The organism is Bradyrhizobium sp. CER78 (assembly GCF_029846235.1).
GTDB lineage: Bacteria > Pseudomonadota > Alphaproteobacteria > Rhizobiales > Xanthobacteraceae > Bradyrhizobium.
This window is the reverse complement of the sequence record NZ_JARVWP010000001.1, coordinates 256,914-274,920: the sequence shown is the minus strand read 5'-3', so window position 1 is coordinate 274,920 and position 18,007 is coordinate 256,914. Positions and strand designations below refer to the sequence as shown.

Genomic DNA, 18,007 nt, shown 5'->3' with positions numbered 1-18,007 from the left:
CTCCGTACTCTGTCTGCCCCTGCACCCGCAGGGAGTGATGTGGGTTTGAGGGGTTACTTCTTCTTCAAAACGCTCTGCGGATTGAGGTTGCCGATGCGGCCGCTCTCCGAGCCCGCCGCCGGATCGATCACCGCGTTGATCAGGGTCGGCTTGCCGCTATCCAGCGCCGCATTGACCGCGCGCTTCAGCTCGTCCGGCGAGGTGGCGTTGACGCCGACGCCGCCGAAGGCTTCCATCATCTTGTCGTAGCGCGAGCCCTTGACGAACACGGTGGTCGCCGGATCGTCGCCGGCGCTGTTGACGTCGGTGCCGCGATAGATGCCGTCATTGTTGAAGATCACGACGCAGATCGGCAGCTTGTAGCGGCAGATGGTCTCGACCTCCATGCCCGAGAAACCGAACGCGCTGTCGCCCTCGACCGCGAGCACGGGCAGGCCGGTCTCGACCGCAGCCGCGATCGAATAGCCCATGCCGATGCCCATCACGCCCCAGGTGCCGACGTCGAGCCGCTTGCGCGGCTTGTGCATGTCGACCACGCCGCGGGCGAGGTCGAGCGTGTTGGCGCCTTCGTTGACGAAGATGGTGTCGGGGCGTTCCGCGATGATCGCGCGCAGCGCGCCGAGCGCACCGTGATAATCCATCGGCGAAGCGTTGCTCATCAGCTTCGGCGCCATCTTGGCGACGTTGTCGTCGCGCTTCTTTGCGACAGTTGCGAGCCAATCGCTCGGTGCGGCCGACCAGTTCGCGCCCATCGCGTCGAGGAACGCGGAGACGCAGGAGCCGATATCGCCGACCACGGGGGCGACGATCTCGACGTTGGAATCCATTTCCTTCGGCTCGATGTCGACCTGGATGAACTTCTTCGGGCCTTCGCCCCAGGTCTTGCCCTTGCCGTGCGACAGCAGCCAGTTGAGGCGGGCGCCGATCAGCATCACGACGTCGGCTTCCTTCAGCACCGTCGAGCGCGCTGCACCCGCGCATTGCGGATGCAGGTCGGGCAAGAGGCCCTTCGCCATGCTCATCGGCAGGAACGGCACGCCGCTCTTCTCGACGAAATTCTTGATTGCCTCGTCGGCCTGCGCATAGGCCGCGCCCTTGCCGAGGATGATCAGCGGACGCTTTGCGCTCTTCAACACGTCGAGCGCGCGCTTCACCGAAGACGGGGAGGGGATCTGCTCGGGCGCCGCGTCGATCACCTTGACCAGGGACTTCTCGCCGGCCGCAGCGTCCATCACCTGGCCGAATAGCTTTGCCGGCAGGTCGAGATAGACGCCTCCTGGACGGCCCGATACCGCGGCGCGGATCGCGCGCGCAAGGCCGATGCCGATGTCCTGGGCGTGCAGCACGCGGAACGCCGCCTTGCACAGCGGCTTGGCGATCGCGAGCTGATCCATCTCCTCATAGTCGCCCTGCTGCAGGTCGACGATCTCGCGCTCGGACGAGCCGGAGATCAGGATCATCGGGAAGCAGTTGGTGGTGGCGTGGGCCAGCGCGGTGAGGCCGTTGAGGAAGCCGGGCGCCGACACCGTCAGGCAGACGCCGGGACGCTTGGTCAGGAAGCCGGCGATCGAGGCCGCATAGCCGGCATTCTGCTCGTGGCGGAACGAGAGCACGCGAATGCCCGCCGCCTGGGCCATGCGGCCCAGGTCCGTGATCGGGATACCCGGCACACCATAGACGGTGTCGATGCCGTTGAGCTTGAGCGCATCGATGACGAGGTGGAAGCCATCAGTGAGCTCTTGGGTCAGTTCCTGCTCGGTGCCCGGTGCCTCGGACTTCGTAGCGGTATTCAGCATCGGCATCGTCTCCCTGATCGTTCTTTGTTCGGACGATCTGATTGTCGTCTGAAGGGTGTGTGGATTCTCAAACTTACGTGAACGGTTCTCTACGTGAACAACTCTTGGCCATGCGCCTCGACATAGGCGGCAAGGCCGAGCGTGTGATCGCGTGCGCGCTTCTCGGCGAGCTCGGTGTCGCGCGCTTCCAGCGCCTCGATGATCCCGAGATGCTCCGGCAGCGAGGTTGCGGTGCGGTCCTTGCGGCCGATCGTGAGCTGGCGATAGCCGCGCACATGCAGCAGCAGGTCGTTGGTGAGGTCGACCAGCACAGGCGATTCCGACAGCGAGATCAGCGCCTGGTGGAAGGCGATGTTGGCCTTGGAGTATTCCTCGACGTGATCCTGCGGCAGCCGGTCGTCGCTGAAGTCCTTGAAGAAGTCGCGCAGCGCCGAGATGTCCTTCTTGCGCGCGGTGGTCGTGATCAGGCGCGCCGCCATGCTCTCCAGCGCCGCCCAGGCGCGGATCATGTCGACGATCTCCGCCTTGGTGCGGCGGACCACGACGATGCCGCGGCGCGGCACGGTCTTCACGAAGCCGTCCTGCTCGAGCATCGCGATCGCTTCGCGGATCGGCGTGCGGCTGACGCCGAGGCGTTCGGACAATGCGCGCTCGTCGAGCATCACGGGCTCCGGCGTCGCGTAGATGTCCATCTTCAGAATGGCTTCCTTCAAGGCTTCATAGGCCTTGTTCTTGAAGCTCGTCTCCGGCGCGATCCGGACGATGGCGATATCTGTGTCAGCCATGGTGGGCGACGCCTTGGTCTGTTTCGGTTCTGGCACGACTCGTCTCCTCCTCTTGGAGACGTCTTCTTAGCAGAAGAAATCACCCTAGATTTTTGGCATGCCAAATACCAGAATGTCAAGCTGCCCTTATTTTTCGGACTTTTTGATCGTCGACCGACCTTGACAATTACGTTTTTGGCATACCAAATGCCACAAAATTTGTCCCAGGAGGAAGCCGATGTCAAATTCTAAGGATGCGGTCCGCAAGATTCTCGATGCGGTCAGGGCCGACAAACGTACGAGCCTCACCGCGCCCGAAGGCAAGGTGGTTTGCGACGCCTACGGCATTCCGGTGCCGAAGGAGGGCGTTGCCAAGTCGGCGGCCGAGGCCGCCCGGATCGCCTCCGACATGGGCTTCCCGGTCGTGATGAAGATCGTCTCGCCCGATATTCTGCATAAGACCGAGGCCGGCGGCGTCGTGGTGGGCGTCAAGAGCGCCGCGGACGCCGAGAAGAGCTACGAAACCATCCTCGCTAACGCCAAGAAATATAAGGCCGATGCCAAGATCGAGGGCATTCAGGTCCAGCAGATGCTGGGCGGCGGCACCGAAGTGATCGTCGGTTCGATCACCGACGGCTCGTTCGGCAAGCTGGTCGCCTTCGGCCTCGGCGGCGTGCTGGTCGAAATCCTCAAGGACATCACCTTCCGCCTCGCGCCCGCGACCAAGGACGATGCGCTGTCGATGCTCGACGGCATCCAGGCCCATGAGATGCTGAAGGGCGTGCGCGGCGGCGACCCCGTCAATCGCGAGGCGCTCGCCGACGTCATCGTCAAGGTGTCGCAGTTGGTCAGCGATTTCCCGGAGATCGTCGAGCTCGACCTCAACCCGGTGTTCGCTACCAGCAAGAACGCGATCGCCGCCGACGTCCGCATCGTCGTCGACTTCAACTACAAGCCACGCCCGGCGCCGCGTCCGACCGAAGAGATCGTCGCCGCGATGAGCCGCATCATGCAGCCGAAGGGCGTTGCGGTGATCGGCGCCTCCGCCGAGGACGGCAAGATCGGCAATTCGGTGATGAAGAACCTCATCAACGGCGGCTACAAGGGCGAGATCTATCCGATCCACCCGAAGGCGGGAGAGATCTTGGGCTACAAGGCCTACAAGAGCGTCAAGGACGTGCCCGGCGTGATCGACACGGCTGTTTTCGCGATCCCCGCGAAATTCGTCGCCGGCGCGCTCGCCGAATGCGGCGAGAAGAAAATCCCGGGTGCGGTGCTGATTCCCTCGGGCTTTGCTGAAGCCGGCGCGCCGGAATTGCAGGCCGAGATCGTCGAGGTCGGCAAGAAGTACAACATCCGCCTGATGGGGCCGAACATCTACGGGTTCTACTATACGCCGGCCAATTTGTGCGCGACGTTCTGCACCGCCTATGACGTCAAGGGCCACGCGGCGCTGTCGTCGCAGTCGGGCGGCATCGGCATGGCGATCATCGGCTTCTCGCGCTCGGCCAAGATGGGCGTGTCGGCGATCGTCGGCCTCGGCAACAAGTCCGATATCGACGAGGACGATCTGCTCGCCTTCTTCGAGCAGGACCCAAACACCAACCTGATCGCGCAGCACTGCGAGGACCTCAAGGACGGCCGCGCCTTCGCGGAGGCCGCCAAGCGCGTCTCCAAGAAGAAGCCGGTGGTCGTGCTCAAGGCCGGCCGCACCTCTGCGGGCGCGAAGGCGGCGTCGTCGCATACCGGCGCGCTCGCCGGCAATGACAAGATCTATGAGGACGTGTTCAAGCAGTCCGGCGTGATCCGCGCCCGCTCGCTCCGGCAACTGCTGGAATTCGCCCGCGGCGTGCCGGTGTTGCCGACGCCGAAGGGCGAGAACGTGCTAATCATCACCGGTGCCGGCGGCTCCGGCGTGCTGCTCTCCGACTCCGTGGTCGACAACGGCCTGTCGCTGATGCAGATGCCGCCGGACCTCGATGCGGCGTTCCGCAAGTTCATCCCGCCGTTTGGCGCGGCCGGAAATCCTGTGGATATCACCGGCGGCGAGCCGCCGATCACCTACGTCAACACCGTGAAGCTCGGCCTGTCGGACGAGCGCATCCATGCGCTGATCCTCGGCTACTGGCACACCATCGTGACGCCGCCGATGGTGTTCGCGCGCAACATGGTCGAGGTGAAGAAGGAGATGGAGGCCAAGGGCTTCGTCAAGCCGATAGTGGCCTCGCTCGCCGGCGACGTCGAGGTCGAGGAAGCTGCCGAGTACCTGTATCAGAACGGCATTCCGGCCTACGCCTATTCGACCGAATTGCCGGTCGAGGTGCTGGGCGCCAAGTACAAGTGGGCGCGCGGCGCGGGCTTGCTCTGAGATCGACAATTGATGCCGCTTCGGACAGGTTCCGAAGCGGCATCAAGACCCGGTTAACGGCATCCGAGAAATCGGGGGCTAACCGATAATCCGGCTTTAATGGGGAGCCGACTAAACGTCTCTTGGTTGCATGGAGGCGTTTTCCCCATCATGTCAATTCAGGTCGATTCGGATTTTGCGAGCGACGATCGCGCCAGGGCGCAGATCGGCGCGGCGGTGAGCTATCTGCTCAGGGACGTGACCGGCGTCGCGCGTGAGCACGCCGTCGAGACGATTGTCGAGATGGTGCGCGAGATCGCGAGCCGTCCGGCTGGTGCCGAGATGGCAACGCTTCAGCCGCTGATGAGCGGCGTCGCCTACCGGGACTTTGTCATCGATGCCTACCGCCGCGATGTCGATCGCTGGCGCGCGACCATCCGCCGCTCGAACGGCAAGAAGATCCGAATCGCCTCGCCGCCGTCGGTGCGCGACGAGGCCACGACCACAGCGGATGCGATCACCGCCGAGAAGGCCATCGAGTTCGCCAGGCGAGCAATCGACCTCGGCGAGGTGATCTGACCCGCACCGCGGGCAGTTGCCGTGGCGGCGAACGTCCGTCCGGCGGCCACTTGGTCTATGCCTGTCGTCTATGCTTGGGACGGGCGATGTGCGAATCTTGATCCATCGCGTCCCAGCTGAGACATCCCATGCCGTCCGAACTTCGCTCGCCCCGTCTCGCCGTCCTGATCGACGCCGACAATGCATCCGCAAAGATCGCCGATGGATTGTTCGAGGAGATCGCCAAGATCGGCGAGGCCAGCGTGCGCCGCATCTATGGCGACTTCTCCAATCCGAGGTCCAAGGGCTGGGCCGAAATCCTGTCCAAGCACGCCATCATCCCGCAGCAGCAATTCGCCTATACGACGGGCAAGAATGCATCGGACATCACGCTGGTGATCGACGCGATGGACCTGCTGCACAGCGGCCGGTTCGATGGTTTCTGCCTGGTGTCGTCGGACAGCGATTTCACCCGGCTTGCCGCCCGCATCCGCGAGCACGGCATCGACGTATTCGGGTTCGGCGAGCAGAAGACGCCGGAAAGTTTCCGGCAGGCCTGCCGCAGGTTCGTCTACACCGAGAATTTGCGCGGCGGCGCGGTGAGCAACCAGGACTCGGCCGCGCGGGCCCAGCCGTTGCAGCCGCCCGAGGCCGCGACGCCGATCATCAAGAAGGTGCTCGGCCAGATCGCCAGTGAGGACGGCTGGGTGACGCTTGGCGAGGTCGGACGCCAGCTCGCCAATGTCGCATCGGATTTCGATCAACGGACTTACGGCTTCCGCACCCTGGGCGAGTTGGTGCGCAGGACCAACGCCTTCGAGATCGATCATCCGAAGGGCGGCGCGATGCGGATCCGCATCAAGCCGGCCGCTGCGCCGCAGCCGAGACGGCGAGCGCCAAGACGGCGAGCCGGTCAGAATCCGCCGGAATGAAAAGCGCGCGGCGCTGGGCCGCTCTGAACATCTTCTGAATCTGAACCAACGATGAATGCCGCTTCGGACGCTATCCGGAGCGGCTATTTCATTTGTGCTGGAACCAAAGCGGGTTGCGAGGGAACTGGAATTTGCGTGCAAGTTGCGGCGCTGGAACTGGAACGTCTCGTTCGCTGCGATGTTGAGGTGCGTCGATCAACTCGGAGGAGGAGAATCATGAACAAGCGTTTTGCTGTTTCCCTTGTCGTTGCTGCGTCGCTGCTCGCGTCCGGTTCGGCCTTCGCGCAGTCCACGACTGCTGCGGGCGCCGCCAACGGTGCGCGGGCCGGCGGCGAGATTGCGGGCCCGGTTGGCGAGATCGTCGGCGGCACGGTTGGTGCTGCGGTCGGCGCCGGCCTCGAGATTCCGAATGCGGTGATTACCTCGATCCCGCGTGGCGAGCCGTCGGTCGTGGTGCGTGAACGCGTGGTGGTCGGCGAGCCGCTGCCAGACACCGTCGTGCTGCGCCCGGTGCCGCGCTACACCGAATATCGCTATGCGGTCGTCAATGATCGCCGCGTGATCGTGGACGCCCGCAGCCACCGGGTCGTCAGGATCATCGACTGATCGCGCCTAGCTTCATCTGACTGCGGACATCCTCGCGGGCACATCGCCCGCGGGGATTTTCTTCGGTCCCATGAATACCGGCATGGCACAGGCTCGGTTTTTTCATGAAGCCACCGGTTGGCCTGACCGCCCGATCCCCTAGACTGCTCGGCAACGGACGCAGCAAGCGTCTGCCCTCGGACAAAAGCAGGGGATGGAAACATGGGTCGGAAGATCGCGATCGTCGGCGCGGGTGCGGTCGGCGGCTATGCCGGTGCGCATATGGCGCAGGCGGGTGAGGACATCACCTTCATCGATCCCTGGCCCGAGCATGTCGAGCATATGCGCAAGCACGGACTGCGTGTCACCCATGCGATGGATGTTGCCGAGTTCTCGGTGCCGGTGCGTGCGCTGCACATCACAGACGCGCAGCAGCTGGCCAAGGAAAAGCCGGTCGACATCGCCTTCGTCTGCATGAAGTCCTACGACACGGCCTGGGCCACCATGCTGATCCGGCAATATCTGGCGGCGGACGGCTACGTCGTCTCGCTGCAAAACTGCATGAACGAGGAGACGATCGCCGGCATCGTCGGCTGGGGCAAGACGCTCGGCTGCATCGCCAGCGGCATCACCGTCAATCTGCCTGAGCCCGGCCATATCCACCGCGGCGCCGGCAAGGGCGGCGCCGCGCATACCGTGTTTCGCGCCGGCGAGGTGCATGGCCGCATCACCGCGCGGGCGGAGGAGGTGTGCCGGCTGGTCGGCTATTCCGATAGCGCCAAGGTGACCGGCAATCTCTGGGGCGAGCGCTGGTCCAAGCTCGTCGCCAATGTGATGGGCAACGGGCTGTCGGCCTGCACTGGTCTAGCGGGCGGCGAGGTGCTGCAAAGCGAACCGCTGCGCCGGTTCTCGACCCGGCTCGGCAGCGAGGCGATCCGGGTCGGCCAGGCGCAGGGCTATCAGCTCGAGGAGATCCTGCAGCTTCCGCCCGAGACGATCGCCCGCGCCGGCGAGGGCGACGAGGCCGCGATACGCACTTGCGACGAGCAGCGCTTCAAGGATGCCAAGCGCACTTCATCTGCGCAGCGTCCCTCGATGGGCCAGGACATGCAGAAGGGCCGCCGCACCGAGATCGAGTTCCTCAACGGCTTTGTGGTGCGCGAGGGCGAGAAGCTCGGCCTTGCCTGCAACGCCAACGCCGCGCTGACCGACATCGTCAAGCGCGTCGAACGCGGCGAGCTGAAGCCGGATCAAAGGCATATCACGGAGCTGCGGATGAATTAGTTCAGGTTCCCCGCGACGTAACATGACGCTAATAAATTCAAATAGATAAGCATATTGCGTTAGAACAAATAAAGAACATTTAGGGTTGATTTACCATCCGATGTCAGGATATTTTTCACATAGGAGAAGCGCATGGCCGAGACCACAATTGAGTGGACCGACGCGACTTGGAATCCTGTCGCCGGGTGCACGATCCTTTCACCGGGGTGTACCAATTGCTACGCCATGCGGATGGCCGCCCGTCTCGAGGCTATGGGTGTTGAAAAATACCGCGACCTCACGCGAAAGACCGGCGGCCGGGCCAAATGGACCGGCAAGGTATACTTGGACCGGAAGTCCCTCGAAGTACCCAAGACTTGGCGAAAGCCGCGCCAAATCTTCGTCAACTCGATGTCGGACCTGTTCCACACGCACGTGCCCGCGTCATTCGTGGCCGACGTCTGGTCGACGATGCGGGAGACGCCGCATCACACTTACCAAATCTTGACTAAACGGCCTGACCAAATGGCCGAGTTAACCGCGGCGCTGCCAGTCCTGCGCAATGTTTGGCTCGGCACTAGTGTTGAAAGTGCGGACTATCTCAATCGCATTGATGATCTGCGCCGTGTGCGTGCTGCTGTGAGATTCATCTCGTTTGAGCCGTTGATAGGCTCGGTTGCTCGTGCAGATCTCAGAGGCATTCACTGGGCAATTGTCGGCGGCGAGAGTGGGCCTGGCGCACGTCTGATGAAACCTGCATGGGTTGACGAAATCGAGGCTGCTTGTCGGAGACATGGCACTGCATTTTTCTTCAAGCAATGGGGCGGAAGAAACAAGAAGGCGGCAGGGCGCGAATTGAACGGTAGAACTTATGATGAGATGCCTGTTCTAGAGGAGGCTGCGCTGTCCTGAACTGTTAGAGGCGTCCTTCCAGAATTTGTGCGCCAAAACATGTTTGGCGACGAGAGTCAGCCAGTACAGGTGCTGACCACCTTCTCCGGTAATCAATTGCATGTCTGCTGAAGTGGAAATGCCGAGTTCGGCGACTTTTCTGCGCCAATATTCGAACACCTCACGACGGATCGCCGGATGACGCTGATTTAGGTTGACAGCGGACCGCCAGCCGGGAGCAAAACTGTCAAAGGCTGATTGTTGAGCCTTGACGTTCATTCCGGTGTTGCGCTGAAGATCCATCTTGCTGATGTGCACAAGCATGTCGATGTAGCGAAGGCCCGCGAATGCCTTCATCACATCGAATTCAAATGCGCCGAGATTGTAGGGATCAACGAACACAAAGTTGAGTCCATTCAGGCCGAGCAAGGAGCGAGCTTCGCGGGCAGCTTGGACGGCACTTCCGTGCAACTCTACGACAGGCGCGCCGGCTCTTCTCAAGCGTTCGATGGCGATCGACCTTCGGTGCTCATCCGCGTCGCCAACATAGACTGTGCTGAATGGAGCTTTAGATGCGACGCTCGCCTTCCAAGCGGCCACGCAACTGCCATCGATGTATTCGTTCGTTCGCCTTACCTTGGATCGTCCGGGGCCGCAAAAAAGCTCGACGTAGGCGGCGCCACCTTTTCCCGGGCCCAGCCACTTCTTGCGCACGGCGCGCGAAATCTCGATGTAGCGACATAGAGAAGCGATTTTGTCTTTTGCCCATCGCCCGACTTCCTCTACGTGGAGGCCATCGTCTCCCTCGACGAGTTCACCCATGATGTCGGCCACCATTGTGAATAGCTGCGATCGACAGCCAACCCTGAGGCTTGTGTTCGAGCTGTGGTAATTGCTGCCGCGTGATGCCGCAAAAATTGGTCGCGGCGAATGCCGCGCTGAACAAATCGATCATAAAAAAGCCCCAGCTACACAGCGAGCTAATCGCAACCAGAGCGCGAGTGCAAGTATCCTTTAGCGAGTTAAATGGTCGCGCGATTGCGCTGCGACTTTGGTACTCGCCTTGCCCTACAAAGGCTGCCGTACCCCCATGCCATGCATGAACCGCTCGCGGATCTGCGCGGGGTCGCGGCGGGTGGTGCCGGTGCCGGGCTTGTCGTCGATACGGACGCCGATCAGGGTCGGGCCTGCGGCCTGCTTCGACTGCGCGATCAGGCGCTCAAAATCGTCCTCGTCGGCGGCCCATGAGCTGTTGGCGATGCCGCTGGCGACCGCGACTGCGACGAGATCGGCATGGCCGGCGGCCGGGGTCGGCTGGCTGCCGGTGATCTGGTAGATGCCGTTGTCCATCACCACCATGGTGAGATTCTTCGGCGCCAGCGTCGCGATGGTCGAGAGGCAGCCGAGCTGCATCAGGAGCGAGCCGTCGCCTTCGAGCGCGAACACGCGCCGCTTGGGCTGCGCGAGGGCAACGCCTAGCGCGATCGGGAAGGCGAGGCCCATGCTGCCGAGCATGTAGAAATTCTCGGGGCGGTGGCCGGCGGCCCAGAGATCGAAATTGGTGTTGCCGATGCCGCCGATCACGGCTTCATCCTTCAGTCCGGCGACGAGGCGCCGGGTGAGCTCGAAGCGGTTCATCACCTTGGTGTTGCGCGCGGGTATGTTGGTCATGGCTGATCTCACTTGTCGAAGGTCTTGCCACCGGTCAATAGCGGCGAGAGGATCAGCGCCACCGGCGCCTGGGTGGTGACGGCCTGCTTGATCGAGCGGTCGGCGATGAATTCGAGCTCGTCGAGTCTTGTGATGGTGTGGTGCTCCATCGCCAGCGAATCCAGCACCGGGCGCATCGTGCGGCAGACCAGCGCCTGGCCGTAATTGAACTCACCGAGCGTGCCGCGCTCGGAGACGAACATGATCAGCGGAATCTGATAGGGCACCGCGAGCGAGGCCAGCACGTTGGCGAGCGTGGCAAAGCCTGAGGTCTGCATCAGCACCGCGCCGCGCATGCCAGCCATCCAGGCGCCCGAGATGATGCCGACCGCCTCTTCCTCGCGCGCGGTTGGAAATGTCGTGAAATACGGATCGGCGTGCAGGTCCTTGATTAGCGTGGTCAGCACTCGGTCAGGCACGTAGGGCACCAGCTTGATCTCGTTCCGCTTCAGGGTCTGCAGCACGATGCCGTGCCAGGTGGTCGCCGTCTTCTGGGACGAGGCTTGTTCCGCGGCCGCCATCCTGTTCTCCCTGCTCGTGCGACGCTGGAGCTCTTTCCGTTCTGATTGGATCAGAACGGAGCTCCAGCTTTCTTACTGACGCGTTTTCTTGACGCGAACCGGTATCCACATCGCTCGAAAACGCTCTAGTAGCCGCTTGCGGATCGAAACTTGACGCGGTGCCTGTGATTGTCAACATGCCGCCGCCGCAACGCGACCTGCGGAATTCGGCCATCGCTGTGCCGAACCGGCGTGCGATACAGACGGTAACGACAAAGGGACGGAACGGGACGGGAGGCGTCGATGGCCGGATGGGTCTGGCGGACCGCCATTGCGGCAGCGGCCATGGTTGTGGCCGGTCTTGCGTCCGCGCAGCCATACCCGGCCAAGGCCGTTCACATCCTCGTTCCGTATCCGCCCGGCGGCGGCGTCGACGTGCTGACGCGGACGCTGGCCGAAACGGTATCGAAGAGCTGGACGCAGTCGATCGTGGTCGAGAACCGGCCCGGCGCCGGCGGGGTGATCGCCTCGCAGGCGATCGCAAGCTCCGCGCCCGACGGCTACAATTTGATCATGGTGGCGAGCGGCCACGCCACCAACCCATTCCTGTATCCGAAGCTGCCCTACGACACGTTCAAGGATTTCTCGCCGATCTCGCTGCTCGCGTCGTCGCCCAACGTGTTGCTGGTGCGCGCGGACTCCGCGTTCAAGTCGGTCGGCGACGTCATCGCCGTGGCAAAGGCGAAGCCGGGTACTCTCTCCTTCGCCCATGCCGGCAACGGCACCTCGACCCATCTCGCCGGTGAGCTGCTTAACAACCTCGCAAAAATCGAGATCAGTGCGATCCCTTACAAGGGCGGCGCGCCCGCGATCAACGATCTGCTCGGCGGACAAGTTCCGATGCCGTTCAACAACGGACCGGAATCGGTCGGGCAGTTGCAAGCCGACACGGTCCGCGCGTTGGCGGTGACGACCGCCTCGCGGGCGCCGTTCCTGCCCGATGTGTCCAGCATGTCGGAGACCGTGCCGGGCTACGACACCGAGGTGTGGTGGGGGCTGCTCGGTCCCGGCAACATGTCGCCCGATCTCGTTACAAAAATCTCCCATGATTTCGTCGCGGCGGTGAATACCGATGACGTGAAGCAGCGGCTCGGCAAGCTCGGCGCGATCCCGATCGGGAGTACACCCGATCAATTCGCCGCCAAGATCAAGGCCGACTATGACAAATGGGGGCCGATCATCAAGGCCGCCGGCATGAAGGCGGAATAGCGATGGCCGCATCAGAGATTCCCGCCTGCCTGCCGCCGCGACCCGTCACGCCGCCGCGCGAGAAGCTGCCGGCGAAGGCCTGCGACACGCATGCGCATGTGTTCGGCCCGGCCGACCGCTTCCCCTATGCCAATGATCGCAGCTACACCCCGCCGGATGCGCCGCTGCAAAAATACCTCGATATGCTCGATGCGCTCGGCTTCACCCGTGGCGTGCTTGTGCAGGGCAGTGCGCATGGCCGCGACAATTCGGCGATGCTGGATGCGTTGCAGCGCGAGCCGGCGCGGCTGCGCGGCGTCGCGGTGGCCGATGCCGAGGTCGCGGCCGGCACGCTGCGGCAATGGCATGTGCTCGGCGTGCGCGCGTTGCGCTTCAACCATTTCTTCCGCGGCGGGCGATTGCACTATCGCGGCGGCATTCCGCTCGGCGTCGCTGAGACGCACGCGGCCGTGATGTCCGAGCTCGGCTGGCATCTGCAGCTTTGGATCGACGTCAAGGATCTGCCCGACACGATCCCGACGCTGAAGGCGTTGGGTCTGCCGGTCGTGGTCGATCACATGGGCCGCACCGATGCTGCCGCCGGCATCAACACCGCGGGCTTCCAGAGTCTGCTGCGCGCGATCGGCGAAGGCTGGTGCTGGGCCAAGCTCTCGGGTGCCCATCGCCTGAGCCAGCGGGCGCCGGATTATCCGGATGCACGGCCGTTCCATGAGGCGCTGGTATCCGCCAATCCAGAGCGGCTGGTGTGGGGCGGCGACTGGCCCCATCCGCGGGTCGAGGGCGAGATGCCCGACGCCGGCCATCTGCTGACGCTGTTCCAGGACTGGACGCCGGATACGGCGACCCGGCACCGCATCCTCGTCGACAATCCTGCACGACTCTATGGCTTCCCAAACTGAAAGCTGCTCGAAGACATGACCGTCAACAACAAGCGCGTGTTCTACGTCAAATACCTCGCCCACGAGATCTACGTCGATATCCTGAAGAAGCGGCCGGATGTCCGGCTCGATCGTCTTGAGAACGAGACCCCGGAGCCAGTGTTCGCGCCCGTGCTCGCCGACGCGCATGCCTACCAGATCGGCGCGGCCCGCGATGAGCTGGCGCCGCATTTCCATGCCCATGCCGAGCTGTTGCAGCGCGCGCCGAACCTCCTGATCGTCTCCTCGAACGGCGCCGGCTTCGATCCCGTCGACGTCGAGGCCTGCACCGCCGCGGGTGTGCTGGTCGTCAACCAATCGGGCGGCAACGCCAACTCGGTCGCCGAGCACGCGCTCGGCATGATGCTGACGCTGTCGAAGCGGATCATCCAGTCCGACCGCAGGCTGCGGCGCGAGGCCAACGTCAACCGCAACGATTTGATCGGCAACGAGCTGAACGAAAAGACCGTCGGCATCGTCGGCCTCGGCAATGTCGGCCGCCGCATCGCCGAGCTGTGCAAGGGCCTCTTGCACATGAAGGTGATCGCCTACGATCCGTATCTGACGGCAGAGGAGATGGCGAAGCGGGGCGGGGAGAAGGTCGAGCTCGACGATCTGCTGCGCCGGGCGGACTTCGTCTCGATCTCCTGTCCGCTGGACAGCAAGAGCCGGGGCATGATCGGCGCGCGTGAATTCGCGCTGATGCAGCCGCACGCCCACTTCGTCACCACCGCGCGCGGCTTCATCCATGACGAGAAGGCGCTGGAGGAGGCACTGCGGGAGAAACGCATCGCCGGTGCCGGCCTCGACGTCTGGGCCAAGGAACCGCCGCCGCCGGACCACCCGCTACTGCAGTTCGACAATGTGCTGGCGAGTCCGCACACCGCCGGCGTCACCCGCGAAGCGCGCATCAACATGGGCCGGATCGCGGCCGAGCAGATCCTCGACGCGCTCGACGGCAAACGCCCGCCGCGCATCATCAACCCCGAGGTCTGGCCGGTCTATGCGAAGCGGTTCGAGAAGGCGTTCGGGTTTATGCCGGGTAGGGGTGCGGGTTAGACCGATCGCGCGGCTTGCACTGACCGTCGGCTCCCTCTTCCGCTTGCGGGGGAGGGCGGGGTGGGCCGTGCGGCGAAATGCAGGTCAAAACGCCGAAGAAAATCTCTTTCGTCCCCGCTGCGATTGAGGCAACAAACCTACTGCCAAACGATCGTCGCGCAGTGCCTGTGTTGTTATTTTCCCTGAGATATCGACGACTTAGCCCGAAATCGCCATTTTCCTGATGTGCCGGACCATTCCGGGCACGGAAGGAAGCTGCGTCATGCGACAGGTCCAGTCATTGCTCCGCAACGCGCCCGCCAAGATCGGTCGCCGCATTGCGCAGATCGTCGCGATCGCGGCCGCCAGCCTGCCGCAGGCCGGCGCGTAGTTTTCCCGCTGCGAACGGTCGCACGCGACCCCTCCGAATTAACTCAACCCCATTTCGCGTTAGTGCTAGCGTGGTACCTCTCCGGCTCTCTGCCGGTCCAGCAGGGAGGGTTCCATGTCACGTTTCGTCGTTCATTTCATGAAGGACGTGCTCGGCGGCAATGGCCGCGAGCGCGAGGTTTGCCAGGGCGCGCTCGAGATCGACGCCGCGAGCGAAGGCCAGGCCACCGAGATGGCCAAGCTCAAATTTTGTCAGGAACAGTCGCTGTGCGACTGGTCACTGCATGCCGACCGCATCCGGATCGAGGCGGCCGATTTGCACGTGAGCTGACGTCAGGTCGAGTGGCAGCCACATCCGCCATGTGCTCCCTCTCCCGCAAGCGGGAGAGGTGCAGCTGCCGTGAGACTAGCCAAAAGCGGCCCAGGTCGCGCATATTACTCCGGTAGGATGCGAACCGCGCCCTTCGCTGCGCTGCTGGCGAACGCCGCATAGGCCTTCAGCGCGGTCGAGACCGCGCGCTTGCGCGGCGCCGCCGGCTTCCATGCCGCGTTGCCCTTGGCTTCCATCGCCGCACGCCGGCGCTTGAGCTCGGCATCGTCGACCTTGAGGTTGACCTTGCGGTTCGGGATGTCGAACTCGATGATGTCGCCTTCCTCGACGAGGCCGATCAGGCCGCCTTCGGCGGCTTCCGGCGAGACGTGGCCGATCGACAGGCCCGACGATCCGCCGGAGAAGCGGCCGTCGGTGATCAGCGCACAGGCCTTTCCGAGCCCCTTCGATTTCAGATAGCTGGTCGGGTAGAGCATTTCCTGCATGCCCGGGCCGCCGCGCGGACCTTCATAGCGGATCAGCACGACATCGCCGGCCTTCACCTTGTTGGTGAGGATGGCTTCGACCGAGGCGTCCTGGCTCTCGAAGATGCGGGCGGGACCTGAGAACTTCAGAATGCTCTGATCGACGCCGGCGGTCTTCACGATGCAGCCGTCCTCCGCAAGGTTGCCGAACAGCACGGCGAGACCGCCGTCCTTGGAATAGGCATGCGCGGCGCCGCGGATGACGCCCTTCTCGCGATCGAGGTCGACCTCGTCGAAGCGGCGGTCCTGGCTGAAGGCTTCCTGGGTCGGCACGCCGCCGGGAGCTGCGCGATAGAAGTTGCGCACCTTGTCGCTTGTGGTCCGCACCACGTCCCAGCGGTTCAGCGCGTCGTCCAGCGTCGCGGCGTGCACGGTCGGGCCGTCGGTCGTGAGCAGCTTGGCGCGGTCGAGCTCGCCGAGAATCGCCATGATGCCGCCGGCGTGATGCACGTCCTCCATGTGGACGTCCTGCACCGAGGGCGCGACCTTGCACAGCACCGGCACTTTTCGGGAAAGACGGTCGATGTCGGCCATCGTGAACGGCACCTCGCCCTCGCGGGCGGCGGCGAGCAGATGCAGCACGGTGTTGGTCGAGCCGCCCATCGCGATGTCGAGCGTCATCGCGTTCTCGAACGACTTGAAGTTCGCGATGTTGCGCGGCAGCACCTTTTCGTCGTCCTGCTCGTAATAGCGGCGGGCGAGATCGACGATCAGGTGGCCGGCCTCGACGAACAGGCTCTTGCGGTCGGCATGGGTCGCCAGCACCGAGCCGTTGCCGGGCAGCGCGAGGCCGAGCGCCTCGGTCAGGCAGTTCATCGAGTTCGCGGTGAACATGCCGGAGCAGGAGCCGCAGGTCGGGCAGGCCGAGCGCTCGATCACCTCGACCTCGTCGTCTGACACGTTGGAGTCGGCGGCGGCGACCATCGCGTCGATCAGGTCGACCGCGCGCTTCTTGCCCTTGAGCAGGATCTTGCCCGATTCCATCGGGCCGCCCGAGACGAACACGGTCGGGATGTTGAGGCGCAGCGTCGCCATCAGCATGCCGGGGGTGATCTTGTCGCAGTTGGAGATGCAGACCATCGCGTCGGCGCAATGTGCGTTGACCATGTATTCGACGCTGTCGGCGATCAGCTCGCGCGACGGCAGGCTGTAGAGCATGCCGTCATGACCCATCGCGATGCCGTCATCGACCGCGATGGTGTTGAACTCTTTTGCCACCCCGCCGGCCTTCTCGATTTCCCGCGCCACGAGCTGGCCGAGATTCTGCAAATGGACGTGGCCGGGCACGAACTGGGTGAAGGAATTGACTACCGCGATGATCGGCTTGCCGAAGTCCTCGTTCTTCATGCCGGTGGCGCGCCAGAGGCCGCGAGCACCCGCCATATTGCGGCCGTGGGTGGTGGTGCGGGAGCGATAGGCGGGCATCATAAATCCTTGGGCTAAGGTCATTTTTTCGGGGAGATGGCGACCCTTATGCCCGCCCGCGGATATGGATTCAAGCGCGGAACCGCATGGCAGAACCCCGCAATTCGGGCAATCCGGCACGGTCGGCTTGATCTCGGTCCGCCCGCAGCATTAGGTGGACGCACGGACCGCAACAACAACGAACAAACGAAGATTGGGAGAGGCGCGTGGCAAGGCTGCCTTTGATTGATCCGGATACCACGAGCGGCGACATCCGCATGGCGTTCGACCGCATGCCGGTCAAGCTCAACATCTTCCGCATGATGGCCCATGCCGAGACCAATGCGATGCCCCTGATGCGGCTCGCCAACTCGATCCTGCACAAGCAGAAGCTCTCCGCGGTCAATCGCGAACTGCTGATCCTGCAGGCCGCGCAGCTCGAGGGCGGCGCCTACGAGTGGCGCCAGCACGTGCCGATCGCGCTCGGCGTCGGCGTGACGCAAGCGCAGATCGATGCCGTCGAGCGCGGCCATTACGACGATGCTTCGCTGAACGCTGCCGAGCGTGCGCTGCTCGGCTTCGGCCGCGAGGTGGTCGAGAAGGTCCGGGTCGGCGATGCGGCCTTCGCCGCCATGCGTAAGCATTTCAGCGATCAGGAGATCGTCGAGACGATCGTCGCGCTCGGTTTCTACATGATGATGGCGCGGCTGACCGAGGCGACCGAGACCGATCTCGATCCGGCCGCCGGCATGGTGGTCTACGAGAGCGGCAAGAAGCGTGGGTGATCG

General features: G+C 63.6%; 18 protein-coding genes. 11 read left to right on the top strand and 7 right to left on the bottom strand.

The genetic code is table 11. From position 1 onward, the window contains the following. Positions 1–53: 53 nt before the first annotated feature. Positions 54–1,796 (bottom strand): oxalyl-CoA decarboxylase, encoded by a 1,743-nt coding sequence (gene oxc, locus QDT69_RS01190; RefSeq protein WP_279704849.1) that lies wholly within the window; start codon positions 1,794–1,796, stop codon positions 54–56. A gap of 89 nt (positions 1,797–1,885) precedes the next feature. Continuing rightward, positions 1,886–2,581: a GntR family transcriptional regulator gene (locus QDT69_RS01185; RefSeq protein WP_050387017.1), complete on the bottom strand. Its 696-nt coding sequence runs from the start codon at positions 2,579–2,581 to the stop codon at positions 1,886–1,888. Positions 2,582–2,798: 217 nt separating this feature from the next. Between QDT69_RS01185 and QDT69_RS01180 the strand changes: the two genes are divergently transcribed. The 6 genes from QDT69_RS01180 (at position 2,799) to QDT69_RS01155 (ending at position 9,157) form a co-directional block, all read left to right on the top strand. Then, a complete protein-coding gene (locus QDT69_RS01180) occupies positions 2,799–4,928 on the top strand; it encodes an acetate--CoA ligase family protein (RefSeq protein WP_279704848.1) in 2,130 nt (709 codons plus the stop codon). 150 nt (positions 4,929–5,078) lie between these two features. Further along, positions 5,079–5,486 (top strand): hypothetical protein, encoded by a 408-nt coding sequence (locus QDT69_RS01175; protein WP_146984792.1) that lies wholly within the window; start codon positions 5,079–5,081, stop codon positions 5,484–5,486. A 128-nt stretch (positions 5,487–5,614) separates the two neighbouring features. Beyond that, positions 5,615–6,397, top strand: a complete 783-nt coding sequence (locus QDT69_RS01170; RefSeq protein ID WP_279704847.1) for an NYN domain-containing protein — start codon at positions 5,615–5,617, stop codon at positions 6,395–6,397. A 216-nt stretch (positions 6,398–6,613) separates the two neighbouring features. Beyond that, a complete protein-coding gene (locus QDT69_RS01165; protein WP_279704846.1) occupies positions 6,614–7,003 on the top strand; it encodes a DUF1236 domain-containing protein in 390 nt (129 codons plus the stop codon). Positions 7,004–7,204: 201 nt separating this feature from the next. After that, positions 7,205–8,266: a 2-dehydropantoate 2-reductase gene (locus QDT69_RS01160; protein WP_279704845.1), complete on the top strand. Its 1,062-nt coding sequence runs from the start codon at positions 7,205–7,207 to the stop codon at positions 8,264–8,266. A 132-nt stretch (positions 8,267–8,398) separates the two neighbouring features. Beyond that, positions 8,399–9,157, top strand: a complete 759-nt coding sequence (locus QDT69_RS01155; protein ID WP_279704844.1) for a DUF5131 family protein — start codon at positions 8,399–8,401, stop codon at positions 9,155–9,157. Here QDT69_RS01155 and QDT69_RS01150 read toward each other — a convergent pair. The 4 genes from QDT69_RS01150 to QDT69_RS01135 form a co-directional block, all read right to left on the bottom strand. After that, entirely contained in the window at positions 9,134–9,958 is an 825-nt protein-coding gene (locus QDT69_RS01150) for a three-Cys-motif partner protein TcmP (RefSeq protein ID WP_279704843.1), read from the bottom strand. The genes QDT69_RS01155 and QDT69_RS01150 overlap by 24 nt on opposite strands. Continuing rightward, positions 9,951–10,091 (bottom strand): hypothetical protein, encoded by a 141-nt coding sequence (locus QDT69_RS01145; protein ID WP_279704842.1) that lies wholly within the window; start codon positions 10,089–10,091, stop codon positions 9,951–9,953. Before QDT69_RS01145 ends, QDT69_RS01150 begins: the two co-directional genes overlap by 8 nt. Before the next feature lie 113 nt (positions 10,092–10,204). After that, entirely contained in the window at positions 10,205–10,807 is a 603-nt protein-coding gene (locus QDT69_RS01140) for a thiamine pyrophosphate-dependent enzyme (RefSeq protein ID WP_279704841.1), read from the bottom strand. A gap of 8 nt (positions 10,808–10,815) precedes the next feature. Next, the gene (locus QDT69_RS01135) at positions 10,816–11,367 is read right to left on the bottom strand and encodes a thiamine pyrophosphate-binding protein (RefSeq protein WP_050423987.1); all 552 of its coding nucleotides are present in this window, start codon (positions 11,365–11,367) and stop codon (positions 10,816–10,818) included. A gap of 282 nt (positions 11,368–11,649) precedes the next feature. Here QDT69_RS01135 and QDT69_RS01130 point away from each other — a divergent pair, with 282 nt between their 5' ends. The 4 genes from QDT69_RS01130 to QDT69_RS01115 all read left to right on the top strand — a co-directional run bounded on the left by QDT69_RS01130 (position 11,650) and on the right by QDT69_RS01115 (position 15,291). Continuing rightward, entirely contained in the window at positions 11,650–12,615 is a 966-nt protein-coding gene (locus QDT69_RS01130; RefSeq protein WP_279704840.1) for a tripartite tricarboxylate transporter substrate binding protein, read from the top strand. A 2-nt stretch (positions 12,616–12,617) separates the two neighbouring features. Then, complete coding sequence (locus tag QDT69_RS01125) at positions 12,618–13,514, top strand: amidohydrolase family protein (RefSeq protein WP_279704839.1); 897 nt, start codon at positions 12,618–12,620, stop codon at positions 13,512–13,514. A gap of 15 nt (positions 13,515–13,529) precedes the next feature. Continuing rightward, on the top strand, positions 13,530–14,591 hold the full coding sequence (locus QDT69_RS01120; protein WP_279704838.1) for a hydroxyacid dehydrogenase: 1,062 nt from the start codon (positions 13,530–13,532) through the stop codon (positions 14,589–14,591). A gap of 484 nt (positions 14,592–15,075) precedes the next feature. Next, positions 15,076–15,291: a hypothetical protein gene (locus QDT69_RS01115; protein WP_279704837.1), complete on the top strand. Its 216-nt coding sequence runs from the start codon at positions 15,076–15,078 to the stop codon at positions 15,289–15,291. Between the two features lie 104 nt (positions 15,292–15,395). On the opposite strand, the gene ilvD is transcribed toward QDT69_RS01115, so the two are convergent. Further along, positions 15,396–17,240: a dihydroxy-acid dehydratase gene (gene ilvD / locus QDT69_RS01110; protein WP_279704836.1), complete on the bottom strand. Its 1,845-nt coding sequence runs from the start codon at positions 17,238–17,240 to the stop codon at positions 15,396–15,398. Positions 17,241–17,446: 206 nt separating this feature from the next. On the opposite strand from ilvD, the gene QDT69_RS01105 reads away from it, so the two are divergent. Further along, positions 17,447–18,004, top strand: a complete 558-nt coding sequence (locus QDT69_RS01105; protein WP_074131100.1) for a carboxymuconolactone decarboxylase family protein — start codon at positions 17,447–17,449, stop codon at positions 18,002–18,004. Positions 18,005–18,007 lie beyond the last annotated feature (3 nt).

What these genes read in the sequence shown, in the direction of transcription:
- oxc (WP_279704849.1), bottom strand. Translation starts at nt 1,796, where the DNA reads ATGCTGAATACCGCTACGAAGTCCGAGGCACCGGGCACCGAGCAGGAA.
- QDT69_RS01185 (WP_050387017.1), bottom strand. Translation starts at nt 2,581, where the DNA reads ATGGCTGACACAGATATCGCCATCGTCCGGATCGCGCCGGAGACGAGC.
- QDT69_RS01180 (WP_279704848.1), top strand. Translation starts at nt 2,799, where the DNA reads ATGTCAAATTCTAAGGATGCGGTCCGCAAGATTCTCGATGCGGTCAGG.
- QDT69_RS01175 (WP_146984792.1), top strand. Translation starts at nt 5,079, where the DNA reads ATGTCAATTCAGGTCGATTCGGATTTTGCGAGCGACGATCGCGCCAGG.
- QDT69_RS01170 (WP_279704847.1), top strand. Translation starts at nt 5,615, where the DNA reads ATGCCGTCCGAACTTCGCTCGCCCCGTCTCGCCGTCCTGATCGACGCC.
- QDT69_RS01165 (WP_279704846.1), top strand. Translation starts at nt 6,614, where the DNA reads ATGAACAAGCGTTTTGCTGTTTCCCTTGTCGTTGCTGCGTCGCTGCTC.
- QDT69_RS01160 (WP_279704845.1), top strand. Translation starts at nt 7,205, where the DNA reads ATGGGTCGGAAGATCGCGATCGTCGGCGCGGGTGCGGTCGGCGGCTAT.
- QDT69_RS01155 (WP_279704844.1), top strand. Translation starts at nt 8,399, where the DNA reads ATGGCCGAGACCACAATTGAGTGGACCGACGCGACTTGGAATCCTGTC.
- QDT69_RS01150 (WP_279704843.1), bottom strand. Translation starts at nt 9,958, where the DNA reads ATGGGTGAACTCGTCGAGGGAGACGATGGCCTCCACGTAGAGGAAGTC.
- QDT69_RS01145 (WP_279704842.1), bottom strand. Translation starts at nt 10,091, where the DNA reads ATGATCGATTTGTTCAGCGCGGCATTCGCCGCGACCAATTTTTGCGGC.
- QDT69_RS01140 (WP_279704841.1), bottom strand. Translation starts at nt 10,807, where the DNA reads ATGACCAACATACCCGCGCGCAACACCAAGGTGATGAACCGCTTCGAG.
- QDT69_RS01135 (WP_050423987.1), bottom strand. Translation starts at nt 11,367, where the DNA reads ATGGCGGCCGCGGAACAAGCCTCGTCCCAGAAGACGGCGACCACCTGG.
- QDT69_RS01130 (WP_279704840.1), top strand. Translation starts at nt 11,650, where the DNA reads ATGGCCGGATGGGTCTGGCGGACCGCCATTGCGGCAGCGGCCATGGTT.
- QDT69_RS01125 (WP_279704839.1), top strand. Translation starts at nt 12,618, where the DNA reads ATGGCCGCATCAGAGATTCCCGCCTGCCTGCCGCCGCGACCCGTCACG.
- QDT69_RS01120 (WP_279704838.1), top strand. Translation starts at nt 13,530, where the DNA reads ATGACCGTCAACAACAAGCGCGTGTTCTACGTCAAATACCTCGCCCAC.
- QDT69_RS01115 (WP_279704837.1), top strand. Translation starts at nt 15,076, where the DNA reads ATGTCACGTTTCGTCGTTCATTTCATGAAGGACGTGCTCGGCGGCAAT.
- ilvD (WP_279704836.1), bottom strand. Translation starts at nt 17,240, where the DNA reads ATGCCCGCCTATCGCTCCCGCACCACCACCCACGGCCGCAATATGGCG.